General features: G+C 42.5%; 13 protein-coding genes. 5 read left to right on the top strand and 8 right to left on the bottom strand.

Annotation, left to right across the window (positions count from 1 at the left end; all coding sequences use genetic code 11):
• Positions 1-117: 117 nt before the first annotated feature.
• Entirely contained in the window at positions 118-2265 is a 2148-nt protein-coding gene (gene scpA / locus BUC07_RS06825) for a methylmalonyl-CoA mutase (protein WP_073167708.1), read from the bottom strand.
• Between the two features lie 144 nt (positions 2266-2409).
• Positions 2410-4275 carry a methylmalonyl-CoA mutase family protein gene (locus tag BUC07_RS06820; RefSeq protein WP_073167706.1) on the bottom strand — a complete coding sequence of 622 codons (1866 nt, stop codon included), beginning with the start codon at positions 4273-4275 and terminating at the stop codon, positions 2410-2412.
• Positions 4276-4680: 405 nt separating this feature from the next.
• On the opposite strand from BUC07_RS06820, the gene BUC07_RS06815 reads away from it, so the two are divergent.
• Positions 4681-5598, top strand: coding sequence for a fasciclin domain-containing protein (locus tag BUC07_RS06815; RefSeq protein WP_073167703.1), 918 nt, complete (start codon positions 4681-4683; stop codon positions 5596-5598).
• Between the two features lie 270 nt (positions 5599-5868).
• On the opposite strand, the gene BUC07_RS06810 is transcribed toward BUC07_RS06815, so the two are convergent.
• The 4 genes from BUC07_RS06810 to BUC07_RS06795 form a co-directional block, all read right to left on the bottom strand.
• Positions 5869-6384: a hypothetical protein gene (locus tag BUC07_RS06810; RefSeq protein ID WP_073167700.1), complete on the bottom strand. Its 516-nt coding sequence runs from the start codon at positions 6382-6384 to the stop codon at positions 5869-5871.
• A gap of 62 nt (positions 6385-6446) precedes the next feature.
• Entirely contained in the window at positions 6447-7136 is a 690-nt protein-coding gene (locus tag BUC07_RS06805; protein WP_073167698.1) for a T9SS type A sorting domain-containing protein, read from the bottom strand.
• Positions 7137-7560: 424 nt separating this feature from the next.
• Positions 7561-7959: a type II toxin-antitoxin system tRNA(fMet)-specific endonuclease VapC gene (gene vapC, locus BUC07_RS06800; RefSeq protein WP_073167695.1), complete on the bottom strand. Its 399-nt coding sequence runs from the start codon at positions 7957-7959 to the stop codon at positions 7561-7563.
• Complete coding sequence (locus tag BUC07_RS06795; protein WP_217652657.1) at positions 7959-8198, bottom strand: hypothetical protein; 240 nt, start codon at positions 8196-8198, stop codon at positions 7959-7961. Before BUC07_RS06795 ends, vapC begins: the two co-directional genes overlap by 1 nt.
• Before the next feature lie 218 nt (positions 8199-8416).
• On the opposite strand from BUC07_RS06795, the gene BUC07_RS06790 reads away from it, so the two are divergent.
• Together BUC07_RS06790 and BUC07_RS06785 are read left to right on the top strand one after the other, a co-directional pair.
• The gene (locus BUC07_RS06790) at positions 8417-8917 is read left to right on the top strand and encodes a hypothetical protein (RefSeq protein ID WP_073167692.1); all 501 of its coding nucleotides are present in this window, start codon (positions 8417-8419) and stop codon (positions 8915-8917) included.
• Positions 8918-9299: 382 nt separating this feature from the next.
• Positions 9300-10295 carry an adenosine kinase gene (locus BUC07_RS06785; protein WP_073167689.1) on the top strand — a complete coding sequence of 332 codons (996 nt, stop codon included), beginning with the start codon at positions 9300-9302 and terminating at the stop codon, positions 10293-10295.
• Here the strand turns inward: BUC07_RS06785 and BUC07_RS06780 are convergent.
• A complete protein-coding gene (locus BUC07_RS06780; RefSeq protein WP_073167686.1) occupies positions 10292-10906 on the bottom strand; it encodes a deoxynucleoside kinase in 615 nt (204 codons plus the stop codon). The two genes, BUC07_RS06785 and BUC07_RS06780, sit on opposite strands and share 4 nt — an antisense overlap.
• A gap of 40 nt (positions 10907-10946) precedes the next feature.
• On the bottom strand, positions 10947-12461 hold the full coding sequence (locus tag BUC07_RS06775; RefSeq protein ID WP_073167683.1) for a GH3 auxin-responsive promoter family protein: 1515 nt from the start codon (positions 12459-12461) through the stop codon (positions 10947-10949).
• A gap of 104 nt (positions 12462-12565) precedes the next feature.
• Between BUC07_RS06775 and BUC07_RS06770 the strand changes: the two genes are divergently transcribed.
• A complete protein-coding gene (locus BUC07_RS06770) occupies positions 12566-13117 on the top strand; it encodes a CvpA family protein (RefSeq protein ID WP_073167680.1) in 552 nt (183 codons plus the stop codon).
• Positions 13110-14144, top strand: coding sequence for a DUF3667 domain-containing protein (locus BUC07_RS06765; protein ID WP_073167676.1), 1035 nt, complete (start codon positions 13110-13112; stop codon positions 14142-14144). Before BUC07_RS06770 ends, BUC07_RS06765 begins: the two co-directional genes overlap by 8 nt.
• The last annotated feature ends 1 nt before the right edge of the window (position 14145 follow it).

Below are 14145 nucleotides of genomic sequence, written 5' to 3'. Positions count from 1 at the left end.
GTGAATTTGAATTTTTCAAACAAAAAGCCGGCTCTTCCCGGAACCGGCTTCTGTATTTTATAATGTGGTTCGGCGAATTCCAATTCGCCGAAAAGCGATTTAGAAATCGCTTCACCTTTAATCTTCTTTATACGCTTCAATCAAAATGCTCAGAATCTTTTTTCCGGCAGCGGCAACGCTGGTTCCGGGGCCAAAGATAGCAACTGCACCTGAGTCGTACAGGAATTTGTAATCCTGCGATGGAATTACTCCCCCGCAAATCACCATGATATCGTCGCGGCCGAGCTTTTTCAGTTCTTCTACCACGGCGGGAACCAGGTATTTATGCCCGGCTGCCAGCGAAGAAACGCCTAACACATGCACGTCGTTTTCAACGGCTTGTTTGGCTGCTTCTTCCGGAGTCTGGAAAAGCGGACCCACATCCACGTCGAATCCGAGGTCGGCGTAACCGGTAGCCACTACTTTGGCACCGCGGTCGTGTCCGTCCTGGCCCATTTTAGCTACCATAATACGCGGCTGGCGGCCTTGCATTTCGGCAAACTGTTTGGCCAGCTCCTGCGCTTCTTTAAACTCGTCTCTTCCTTGTGCTTCTGATTTATACACGCCTTCAATTGTTCTGATTACTGCTTTATATCTTCCTGCGACTTTTTCGCAGGCATCTGAAATCTCTCCCAAAGATGCACGTTTTTTGGCTGCCTCAATCGACAATTCAAGTAAATTTCCTTTGCCGGTTTCTGCTGCCTTTGTGATGGCAGTTAGTGCAGCCTGCACTTCATCTTCGTTGCGTTCGGCACGCAGTTTTTTAAGTCGTTCAACCTGCGATTTACGCACTGCGGTATTGTCGATGTCGAGAATGTCTATCGGGTCTTCCTTGTCGAGGCGGTATTTGTTGATACCCACGATGGTTTGTGAACCACTGTCGATTTTTCCCTGTGCGCGCGCCGCTGCTTCTTCAATGCGCATTTTCGGCACGCCGGTTTCGATGGCTTTGGCCATACCCCCCAGTTTTTCCACCTCCTCGATGCGTTCCCATGCTTTGTGTACCAGGTCGTTGGTCAGCGATTCTACATAGTAGGAACCTGCCCAGGGATCGAGCGAGCGGGTAATTTCAGTTTCCATTTGCAGGTGCAGCTGCGTGTTACGAGCGATTCGTGCCGAGAAGTCGGTTGGCAATGCAATCGCCTCATCCAGCGCGTTGGTATGCAAACTCTGGGTGTGTCCCAGCGCTGCGGCCATGGCTTCGATTGCAGTTCTTCCCACATTGTTAAACGGATCCTGCTCGGTGAGCGACCAGCCCGAAGTTTGCGAGTGCGTACGCAACGCCATCGATTTTGGGTTTTTCGGACCAAATTCTTTCACAATTTTCGCCCACAACATTCGTGCTGCGCGCATTTTGGCAATTTCCATGAAATGGTTCATGCCAATTCCCCAGAAGAATGACAACCGGGGAGCAAAAGCGTCGATATCGAGACCGGCTTTCATTCCGGTTCGGATGTAATCCAGTCCGTCGGCCAGAGTGTAGGCCATCTCAATATCGGCAGTAGCACCGGCTTCCTGCATGTGGTAGCCCGAAATGGAAATGGAGTTGAACTTCGGCATGTATTTCGAAGTGAACTCGAAAATATCGGCAATAATTTTCATTGAAAAATCAGGTGGGTAAATGTAGGTGTTCCGCACCATGAATTCTTTCAGAATATCGTTCTGAATGGTTCCCGAAAGCTGTTCGAGTGTGGCACCCTGCTCGAGTCCTGTTACAATGTAAAAGGCCATCACGGGCAACACAGCGCCGTTCATGGTCATTGAAACCGACATTTTGTCGAGCGGAATTTCGTCGAACAGAATTTTCATGTCGAGAATGGAGTCGATGGCCACGCCGGCTTTTCCCACATCCCCTTCTACACGAGGGTGGTCGGAGTCGTAGCCGCGGTGAGTGGCCAGGTCGAATGCCACCGATAAACCTTTTTGGCCCGCGGCCAGGTTGCGGCGGTAGAATGCGTTCGATTCCTCGGCCGTTGAAAAACCTGCATACTGGCGGATTGTCCACGGGCGCATAGCGTACATCGCCGAATAAGGTCCGCGGAGGAATGGTGGCAGACCTGCTGCAAAATCGAGGTGCTCCAGTCCTTCCAAATCGTCTTTCGTGTAAACCGGTTTCACCGGAATTTGCTCCGGAGTCAGCCAGTTTTGTGCGTTGTTAGCAACGCTTCCGGGCGTTTGTTTGGCCCGGATGTCTTTTATGTTGATGTTTTTGAAATCAGGTTTCATATCTATTGTTTTTCAGTATATTAACTTTTTGTTTTTGATGTCATTTCGACGAGTATCCGAGGAGAAATCTCCATCTTAAATTGGCAGATTTCTCATCCGCCTTTTGGCGGATTCGAAATGACAGCTTCTGATTGTATCTCAGAATTATTTAATTCCCAGTTTTTCCTGATACATTTTCAAATCTTCCAGAATATTACTTTTCACATGAATGAAATTGGTAATTCCTTTTTCTTCCAGTTCCGGTTTGCAGGCCGGGTGTCCGGCAACTACCAGAATTTCGTTATCGAGTTGTTCGGCAACCTGTGGAACAATTTCAGCATATTCATCGTCGGAGCTGCACACCACAACAATATCGGCATCTTTGGCTTTGGCGGCTGCAACGCCATCTTCAACGGTTTTAAATCCGTTGTTGTCGATAACGTCGAAACCGGCCACGGCAAAAAAGTTGGTACTAAACTGGGCCCGTGCTTTTCGGAAATTAAGATTTCCCATGGGCAACATAAATGCCACCGGGCGCTTGTTGTTTTTCGCGTACTGGTCAGTTCTATAGCGAAGTCTTTCAAATGGCTGGGCACCGCGGTACATTTTTAGTGTTTCCGCTTCCGCACCTTCTTTGGTTAAATCGGTGGGATAGAAAATCGATTCGTCAAATTCCTTTTCCGCTTTTTCAGTGAAATTTGGAAACTGATTTGTTCCCAAAATATTTTCGCGGCGCATGGCAATTTTCTGGTCGCGTTTGGCGGCCATTGCTTTTATTTCCGACTGGATGAATCCATCACGGAAAGCTTTCACAAAACCACCTTTGTCCTGCACTTCGAGGAACAGCTTCCATGCATGTTCGGCCAGCGAGGCAGTCAGGTTTTCGATGTAATAAGCGCCGCCTGCCGGGTCGGCAATTTTATCGAGGTGCGACTCTTCTTTCAGTAAAATCTGCTGGTTGCGTGCAACGCGCTCGGCCATTTTATTGGTTTCGCCAAAAATGGTATTGAACGGCTGAACTGTAATCGAATCGGCACCACCCAACGCAGCCGACATGGCTTCGGTTTGTGTGCGCAGCATGTTTACATACGGGTCGTAAAAAGTTTTGTTGAAGGAATTGGTTTCGCTGTGGGTAATCATTTTCAGTGACTCCTCGTTTTTCGGGCCGTAAGCTTTTACAATTTGTGCCCAAAGCAGTCGGGCAGCGCGGAGTTTGGCAATTTCCATGAAGTAGTTGTTGCCAATTCCGAAGTTGAATTTCATTTTGCCGGCCACCTGGTCGATGGTCAATCCCATTTCGGTTAGGAGGGTGAGGTATTCCACTCCCTGTGCCAGCGAAAAAGCCACTTCCTGAACCAGCGAAGCGCCGCTGTTGGCAAAGAATTTTCCGTGAACGCCGATGACTTTGAAATAGGGAAGTCCGGCGGTTTTCTCCACAATGTCTTTCAGTTCGTCAAAAGCGGCATCGTCGAGTTTCCCTTTCAAAGCAAACGAACCGATTGGATCGATGGGAGATGATCCCAGGATGCTGTTGTTTTCCGTTTTGCTTTCAGAAGCATATTCGGCAAAAGCCAGCGCCCCGTTGCAGTTTTCGCAAGGGCAAACAAAATTGGTTTCAATGGCTTCGAGACAGATGTCTTTTAAAAGAACATCCAGATCGGCGCGGGTAATTTTGTTTTGGCAATCGAAATAAAACCCGAGCGAAGTAACGCCTTTGCCTAAAACCTCCAGCGCTTTTTTGTTGGCTTCCTTGAAATCTTTCACATAAATGTCCTGGCGGATAAACCAATCGTTTCCGGCTTTTTTATTGCCGCGCACAAACGGAAATTCGCCGGGCAGGCTTTTGAGGAAATCGAGTTCTTCCAGGTTTTCTTTTCGGTAGTATGGCTGCACTTCAAATCCTTCGTACGTCCTCCATACCAGTGCTTTGTTGTAGTCTTTTCCCTTTAAATCAGCATTGATTTTTGCCTCCCAGTCGTTTGTTGTAACCGGGGCAAAATCGGTGAAAAGCTTTTTATCTTTTTCTACCATGTTGAAAATTGTTTTATAAGTAATTGGAGGTACAAAATTAGTTGAATTAAAAGATTGAACATTAGAAATCATCAGTTTTCGGGTAATGTTAAGCCAATGTTTTAAAGTGGATTAAAAACCTGTTCTATGGCATAAAAAATTAAAAATCAAATCTTTGGTAATTTGCACAAATTCATTAGCTCCCGGGCACTAATGACTCAACTTTAATTTAATTAACAAATTTTAACAATTAATTTAATTAATTGATTTACAACTATATTAATCTAAAAATATTTATTTTGAATAAAATAATTTAATTAACTCTAAACAAAATTAATGTTTAATCCTTTTAGTGTTTGTGTTAAACATTTTGAAAACAATTAAACAGTTCAGAAAACTTTAGAAACAATTATTAAAAACAGAATTATGAAAACAAAATTGAAATTTATTCCGGGGTTACTCTTACTATTTGGTGTTGTACTATTTACAGGGTGCAACGATGACGAAGACGCACCGCAAGTGGACGAAAAAAACATTGTGGAAGTAGCTGTTGATGCAGGAAGTTTCAGTATTTTAATCGAAGCCGCCCAAAAAGCGGGTCTTGCTGAGTTTTTAAGCACTGAAAACAATCTCACAGTTTTTGCTCCCACCGATGATGCCTTTGCTGCATTGCTGAGCGACCTCGGTCTTTCATCGCTGGATGATATTCCCACGGCTGACCTCGCAAGTATTCTTACCTATCACGTGATTGGCACTAAAGCCATGTCGTCAGATTTGAGTACAGGTTATGTGTCAACGCTTTCGAGTTACGACAACAACAACATTACCATGTACATCGAAACTGAATCGGGAGTAATGATTAACAACTCAGTTTTGGTAACCACCGCCGACATTGAAGCCAGCAACGGCGTGATTCACGTAGTTGATAAAGTGATACTTCCGCCAACGGTTGTGAATATTGCGCTGGCCAACGAAAATTTTACCACGCTGGTTCAGGCGGTTGTAAAAGCCGGGTTGGTTGATGCGCTGAGCAGCGAAGGTCCGTTTACGGTTTTTGCTCCCACCAACGATGCTTTTGATGCGCTTTTTGCCCAGTTGGGTGTGTCGGGAATCAATGACCTGACAGCCGAACAACTTACTCCGATTCTTTTATACCATGTGGTTCCCGGCAATGTTGTTTCAACTGAACTCACATCAGGAGAAGTGGGAACATTGAACGCCGATAAAAACCTGACTGTTGATTTGAGCTCAGGTGTGAAAATTAACGAGAGTTCAGTAGTTGCTGCCGATATTCAGGGCGCAAACGGTGTGGTACATGTTATCGACAAAGTATTGATTCCATAGCTTGTTCGTCATAGTCTCACTCAAAGTGAGGCTATGACTTGACTCAAAATATACGCTATGAAAATGCCGGCCCGAAAGGAGCCGGCATTTTATTCAATTTCAATATTTAGAATACACCAAATTCCCAAGAAGCCTTGCCTTTTAACAGTGGTTCAGCTTCGCCAAAACGAATCATTCCACCCCTGCTTGTTTTATGTGTAATAAACAGTTTTTGGCGAATCAACTTTTTAATCAATCCCGATGTACTGCCCTAAGTAAAATATATAGTACTTAGTTTCTGTTAACTATTTTCAGGTGAAATTCACCTTCAGTAAAGCGGATTGTATCAGGCAGGCTTGGGTTGGTTATCCGGTCATTTGCATCCCTTACAAAAGTTACCTGAAAAATTCCTGACATTTCCATTTTATCCATATCTAACTGTTGAATATCGATGAAATTATCTTCATCTTCAAGCACAATAAACTGGTCTTCGGTCACATCGCCATCTGCCATGATGGTTATATATCTGGAATACAAAGTATCAGTCCGGGAACCTGGTATTTTTTGTTTCCCTATCAAAGGATCAATATTTCCTGTAGATAAATTTTCTCTAAGGAATCCATATTCATTGAATATATTTGCCTGTATTTCACCTATTTTATAGCTGCTTCCAATTTCAACACGATATGCAATTGCTTCCGCTTCCCAGTACTGCCCATCCTTTTGTGCCTTTACTTTCGACCATTCCGGGACTTGTCTTTCAATGTTTTCCTTTGGAGAAATAAAACAATTAGGAAAAAAGTACAATATGATTTCATGATTATATGAGTTTAGAAAAGCTGCCCTTGTTGAAGGACGGCTTCTGGTTATTATTCTATAACAATTTTTTGTGAAAAAGATTGGCCTTTTAATGACAATTTACAAAAATATACACCACTTTTATAAATTGAAATATTAATCTGAGCGAAATATTTACCTTTATCCTGAATGCTATTTATAACAGTTTCCACTTTTCTTCCATTAGTATCAAATACTTCTATTGACACCTTACATTTTTCTTTCACATAGTAACTGATTGTTGCATTATTTTGAACAGGATTCGGATAAATTGTCAAATCCGGTGAAAGTTCAAATATTTCTATGTTTTGGTTCTGTGCGATGACTTTCATCTCTTCGCTATCAGTTGTAATCTCAACTGATTTTAAACCAAATCCTGCATCCATGTTAATTACGGAATGATAATCAACATCTGTTTGCCCGTCGGAAGAAGTTACAATATCAACCGGTCGTGCTACATAAAATTTATTTGTGCCGGGTATTTTAACCGGAAGCGTTCCATTATTTGTTTTTGAAAGTTTTGACACATTTCCTAATTTAATTAATTCCACGCTTCTGTACTTAAGTTTTTCAACTTTTTTAGAGTGTTCATTCTTCAAAGAAAGCTCTGCTTCATTTGAAATTTCGATAAGAGACTGATCTTGACCAAAAGTCACAACTGAAAATAATAGGATTAATCCAGTGGTAACGCTTATAACTTTTTTTAAATTTTTTGTTTTCATTTTTATGATTAATTTTTAAAACGACTTTAATGTCCATAGATCACTTTTACATTGCATAAGTCGCTCCCGGTTTAGTAGTTTTGCACGGGTAGTTGCAAAACTACCTGCCCCTGTGAAATTTGTTTTGCATTTCACGGGATAAACATCCCCGGAAGGGAACAAAGTAAGACGTGGAACTGATTCCGGGGAGGCTTACCCAATGAATTTGTTTTTGCTGGTTAAAGTATTTTTCATGATTTATTTGCATTTGGGCAATGCCCAGGTGTTTATAATACTATTCGGTTAAAACAGGAAAAGGTAACTCCGGATTTCAATAAAATTTATGGAGGGGGATAATTTGAAATTAGTCTGAATAAAAAAGTTGTTCTCATCGCCAGTCAAAGCCTCACTCAAAGTGAGGCTTTGACTTTTTGAGGATCAAAATTCATCTCTTGATCCAGTTTTCGATTTTAAGATTTAAAATCCTTTTAAATTCCTTTACATTTTCGGTTACCAAAATCAGGTCTTTTTCAACGGCCGTACATCCGATTAGCAGGTCAAAGTCACTTATCATTTTGCCCCTTTTTCGAAGCCTGGATTTCTCTTTGCCGTAAATTCGAACAGAATCTAAAATGGGTATTATCGTCAACTGATTAATGAATTTTTCAATTATTCCATAGTTCTTTTCCGGGTTGTCACTATTTTCTGCTCCATATACCAGCTCAGCCAGAGTTATTTCTGAAATAGCACAATTTCTTAATCCCACTGAGTTTAACTTGTAAATCACTCCAAATTTTCCACGAAAAAAGTGAATGCAAATATTTGTGTCGAGTAAATATTCCATCAGAAATTGAGTATGTTATTTTTTTCAACTCTCGAATCTCTAATACCCTTAATTATTTCATCCGAACTTCTAGAGTCTTCCCATGCTCCGTACAAACTTGCCAAATCAAAATCTGTTTCCTCTTTAACTTCAATTGATTCAGTTAGTTTTACAATTAACTTTTTCTTGGAGATATTATCTAATCTGGTTAAAAAACCAAAATACTTATCAATGGTACTATTTGTTAATATTAAACTCATAATCAATCTTTTTAACAAATATAAGGCTTTATTGATATTGTGAATAATTCAGGATCGATAAAATAGAATTTAAATTGATAACTGTTAGTCATAGCCTCACTCTGAGTGAGGTTATGACTTGCTTTACGATTCGTTAAAGTTTCTAAAATCGGTTTTCTCCTCTTTTACTTCGGTTCAGATTTTCATAACTTGCATCGCGGATTTTGAAAAATGTGACGATGGATAAACTGCAGTGGACAAAACAGGTTTTTGGTTCGAAACTGGAGATTCGGCGGGGGAGTGAGCTCATCGGGAATATCCGGTGGGAGAACATGTTCAGCTCCAAAGCGCAGGCCATGATAAATGGCCGGCTGTTCGCGCTCAACCGCGAATTTTTCCTCTCGAAACTGGAAATTTACGATGCCAACGACCAGTCGTTGCTGGGAATGGTAATGGTGAACCTGTTTAATCCGCGCACCGACGTAATTGTTAACGGCAAACGTTTCGAGCTGGAAATTCAGAACTTCTGGCAGTCGCGTTGGTCGTGGAAATTCAACGGCGCCGAAATCATTACGTACACTTCCAGTGAATTCCTTTCGAAAGACAAAGGCGAAATCGAACTTTACACCACCCTCAGCGAAGAGGTGGAAGTGCTGATTTTGCTCGGGTTGTTTGTCCGCAACCAGTTTGTGCTGTTTATGTTGCTGTTACTGCTGGTAATTGTACTTGTAATTGCATAAATAAGATTTTATATGACTCCGGAGTCATATGTTTATAGAAATATTGTTTTCTATAAGCCTGTGACACCGGCCGGGGTCGAATTAAATCTTTGCAAAATCATACCATTTTACAGATAAATTTCCCCACAAATATTAGAGGTAAAAAAACCGCCCTTGCGTACAAAAGCGGTTTGTTATATGTGGAGTAAGTTGCCGATCCGTGTTAAGCGGTACTGCAACTTACGGGAAAGCACCAACAGGAGTTGGCGCTTGTACTTTCAGTCCTGCTTTTAAATTGAAGCTACTCCGGCTTCACCGGGCAAAGTAAGTTTATTAATGGCTGAATAAAAAATAAGTTTTCGTTTATCTTTGCGGTTTAATTTCAGAAAAACAGAGATAATTCATGGATAATAAAGAAAAAACAACTGCAGTTTTGGGGATTGGAAATGCCCTGGTTGACGTAATTAATGTATTGGAAAACGATGCTGTGCTCACAGAGTTTGGATTGCCCCGGGGCAGCATGACCCTGGTGGATGCGGAGTTGTCGCGGAAAATATATGAAACTACCCGTTTCAACAAACGCGAAATTACCACCGGTGGCTCGGCAGCCAATACCATATATTCACTTGCCAGTCTTGGCGGGAGTTGTGGTTACCTCGGAAAAATCGGCGACGATAAACTGGGAAAGATTTTCAGGGAAGAATTTGAACAAAAAAATATTGGCACGCACCTGCTGAAAAGTGACAAAGACACCGGCCGGGTGATGAGTTTGGTCAGCCCCGATTCGGAACGCACCATGGCCACTTACCTTGGCGCGGCAGCCGATTTGAAACCCACGGAGCTTACCCGCGAGATTTTCAGCAGCTATTCCATTTTATACATTGAAGGTTACCTGGTTCAGGATCATGAATTAATTGAAACAGCCATTGATTTGGCGCGTGCCGAAGGGCTGAAAATTGCGATTGACCTCTCCAGTTTCAACATCGTGGAAGAAAACCTTGGCTTTCTGCAAAAACTGATTACCGGGAAGGTAGATATTGTTTTCGCCAACGAAGAAGAAGCCCTGGCTTTTACCGGCAGAGAGCCGCAGCAAGCCATAGCCGAAATCGCAAAAGTTTGCGACATTGCTGTGGTTAAAATTGGCAAGGCAGGGTCAATCATTCAACGCGGCAATGAACGGGTAAATGTAGCCACTATTGAGGCCAACCCAATCGATACAACCGGCGCCGGCGATAATTATTCCGCAGGTTTCTTTTACGGGCTGGCCAATAATTTCAGCCTCGAAAAATGCGGACGGATTGCCACCCTGGTTTCCGGAAAAGTGGTGGAAGTAATTGGCGCCAAACTATCAGATGAACAGTGGCCCGGTATTTTGAAACAAATCAGCGAAATGGATTAAAACAACCCGTGAATTTGTGCGTCGATTTTGTCGATAATGGAACTTAAATCCTCTTTGTTTTCGGTAAAATCGAGGTTGTCCACATTTATTACCAGCAGTTGTCCCATTTTGTAGCCCCCGATCCAGGCTTCGTAGCGCTCGTTCAGCTGTTTCAGGTAATCGAGCCGGATCGAATTTTCGTACTCTCGGCCGCGTTTCTGAATCTGGTTCACCAGCGTGGGGATTGAAGATCGGAGGTAGATTAATAAATCGGGCGGCTGGATGAGGCTCACCATTAAATCGAACAGCGCCTTGTAGTTTTTAAAGTCGCGGGTACTCATGAGTCCCATGCTGTGCAGGTTGGGTGCAAATATTTCGGCATCTTCGTAAATGGTACGGTCCTGAATAATCGTTTTCCCCGATTTACGGATGTCCAGTATTTGCTGAAAACGGGAGTTCAGAAAATATATTTGCAGGTTAAACGACCATCGTTGCATGTCGTTGTAAAAATCGTTCAGGTAGGGGTTTTCGTCCACATCTTCGTAGTGGGGCGTCCAGTTGTAGTGTTTCGCCAGCAACTGAGCAAGGGTTGTTTTTCCGGCGCCAATATTTCCGGCTACTGCAATATGCATTTTAATCTGTTTTATGAATTAAAAAGTAAATATAAAAAATTTATTTCTGGAGTATTTCCAAAACTTCATCCAGGTATTTGCGATCGTTTGCCAGACGTGGTATTTTATTCTGGCCGCCAATTTTACCTCGTTTTTTCATCCAGTTGTAAAATGTTCCTTTTGGAGCCGCAACCAGATGAATCATTTCAAGGGTGATGTCTTTGTAGCGCTTGGCCTCATAATCGGAGTTGAGCGATTGGAGCGTTTCATCCAGTATTTTGGTAAACTGTTCTTTGTTGGCAGGTTCGTTTTCAAATTCAATAATCCACTGGTGCGCCCCTTTTTGGTTGTCGCCCATAAAAACCGGGCCCGCGGTGTATTCATTAACAATTGCACCGGTTTCATTGCAGGCTGTTTGAAGTGCTTTTTCGGCATTGTCAATTATTACTTCTTCGCCAAATGCATTAATGAAATGTTTGGTGCGCCCTGTAATTTTTAATTTGTAAGGATATTTTGAAGTAAACTGAATGGTGTCGCCGATAACGTACCGCCACAAACCTGCATTGGTTGAAATAACCAGCGCATAGTTTTTATTCAGCTCCACCTCCTCGAGCGTTAACACTTTCGGGTTCTCTTTTCCGAACTCTTCCATGGGTATAAATTCATAATAAACTCCATAGTCGAGCATCAGTAGCATATCCTTGGTTTCAGGATTATTCTGAATGGCAAAAAAACCTTCCGATGCATTGTAAGTTTCCATGTAATGCATTTGGTCCGAAGGAATGAGTTTCCGGTACTGCTCGTGGTAGGGCTCAAATTTCACACCCCCGTGGATAAAAACTTCCAGGTTGGGCCACACTTCCAGGATGTTGCTTTTGCCGGTTTTTTCAAGCACTTTTTTCAACAGTACCAGGTACCACGACGGAACACCTGCCAGCGAAGTAACATTCTGATCGAGTGAATTTTCGATGATGTGGTCAATCTTTTTTTCAAACTCAGGGATGAGCGCAATTTTGGCCGGGGGGATGCGGATGATATCAGTCCAGAAAGGGACGTTTTCAATTAAAATGGCCGACAAATCGCCGTAATACGAATTATTGCTGAAGTTGTTGATTTCGTGGCTGCCGCCCAGGGTGAGCGTTTTGCCCCAAAGTACATTTGTTTCGGGATAGTTGTTGATGTAAATGGCAAACACATCTTTTGGCCCGCGCAGGTGGCAGTCTTCGAGCGCCTCTTTGGTTACTGGGATAAACTTGCTTTTGTCGCTGGTGGTTCCCGACGACTTGGCAAACCATTTTACCTCGCCCGGCCAGAGAAGATCGTTTTCCCCGTCGCGCAGCCGGTCCACATACGGACGAATTTCATCGTACGTTTGAAGCGGTACAGCTTCCTGAAAATCATGAACTGAGCGTATTTCGTTGTATTTGTGCAGTTTCCCCCACTCGGTGTTTTTCGATTTACTGAGCAGGTTCAGCAATGTTTCTTTCTGAATGTCATTCGGATGTTCGCGAAATAACTCTATCTGGTAATTTCGTTTGTAGTTAATCCAGTTTATAACAGTGTTGAGTAGTGGCATTCCTGTCAATTATTATTTTTATTCAAAGGTAGAAATATTTATTTGCTGTACTTCAAAAAAATTATTTCTACTTTTACATTTTACCAATTTAACAAACTAAAACGATGAACTACATCGACATCATCCTCGGGCTGTTATTGTTATTTGCCGCCATTTCGGGATTCCGGAAAGGACTGGTGGCCGAACTGGCTTCGCTGGCTGCATTGATTCTTGGCATTTGGGGTGCCATTGAATTTTCATACATTACCACCGATTTTCTGACCGAAAATTTCAATTTTGAAACGGAGTACCTCAATATCATTTCGTTTATAATCACATTTATAGTAATTGTTATTTTGGTTCACATTGTGGGCAGTGCAGTAAATAAATTCATTGAAGCCGCCATGCTCGGGTTTATTAATAAGCTGGCCGGCCTGGCATTTGGCATTTTGCGCTCGGCACTCATTCTCAGCATCATATTAATTGTTTTAGAAAAAATTGATGAAGATGTTGAAATCCTTTCGCAGGAAGCAAAAGCCAAATCACAGCTATATGAACCAGTTCGAAATTTTGCCCCCGCGCTTTTCCCGTTCATAAATATTTGGGATGATTCTGATGAACCCGGCAAGAAAGATGAAAATATTTTTGAAAGCGTTAAGAAAGCGGTTAATGGATAAAAAACGTGAAGAACCTGCACAGAATATTGAATGCAGGAACTGTGGCACCCGGTTTAGCGGCCATTATTGCCCGATGTGTGGTCAGTCGGTAAAAGAAGTTGACCAACCTTTTTCCATCATTTTTTACGATTTTCTGGGCAATGTTTTTGCGTTCGACACCCGTTTCTGGAAAACTTTTTTGAATTTGATTATCCGCCCCGGATTTCTGACCAAAGAGTTTTTTGCGGGTCACCGTGTCAGGTATGCCACACCTATCCGGTTTTTCATTTTTGCCAGTTTTATTCTTTTTTTGCTGCTTCAGATTCATACGGGCAGAGGCCTTAATTCTGCACTAAATAGCCCTGTTAAAGGAGGCGGTTCTGTTTTCGGACTCGACTCTGCTTCGGTTGTTGTGGCCGATTCAGTTTTTTCTGATTTGGGAGAAGAAGTCGATCCGGCTGTGTTGGGAAATTTCACCTTTTCCGATTCTTCCAACCATATTTTATCGTCCGTTAATTTTGATGAAGTTCTTCAGTCTCCCGATTTAAGAACCGCACTCAATAACCTGGCGCTTCAGTTTGAAAAACAACTGGAAACAGAAGAAAATCCTGAAAAAAGGGCAAGGCTCATAAACTATATCCGATTGTGCCGCTCGCCGGAACAGTTCCTGGCCCGCGGGCTGAAGTACATGTCGTGGGCATTTTTCCTGCTGCTGCCGGTTTTTGCGCTTATTTTGTGGCTTTTCTATTTCCGGCGAAACCAGTATTACATCCGGCACCTGATTTTTTCCATCCACGTGCACTCCTTCATTTTTATCATTTTTATTCTGCTGACCATCATTTATATGATTTTTGAGCGAAACACAGGGTTGATAAGTCTCATTTTGCTCTTTACCATTCCGGTTTATTTATTACTGGCTCTTAAACGGTTTTACGGACAGGGAGTTGGAAAACTGCTACTCAAATTTGCCGGTATTTCAGTAATCTACAATTTTATATTCTGGGCAGCTGTGGGGTTGGTTTTTCTCAATGCCCTGAATCTTATTTAGT

The sequence above is a fragment of the Tangfeifania diversioriginum genome (assembly GCF_900141875.1).
Classification (GTDB): Bacteria; Bacteroidota; Bacteroidia; order Bacteroidales; family Prolixibacteraceae; genus Tangfeifania; species Tangfeifania diversioriginum.
Note: the sequence above shows the minus strand (reverse complement) of the source record. Positions and strands in the feature narration are given on the sequence as shown.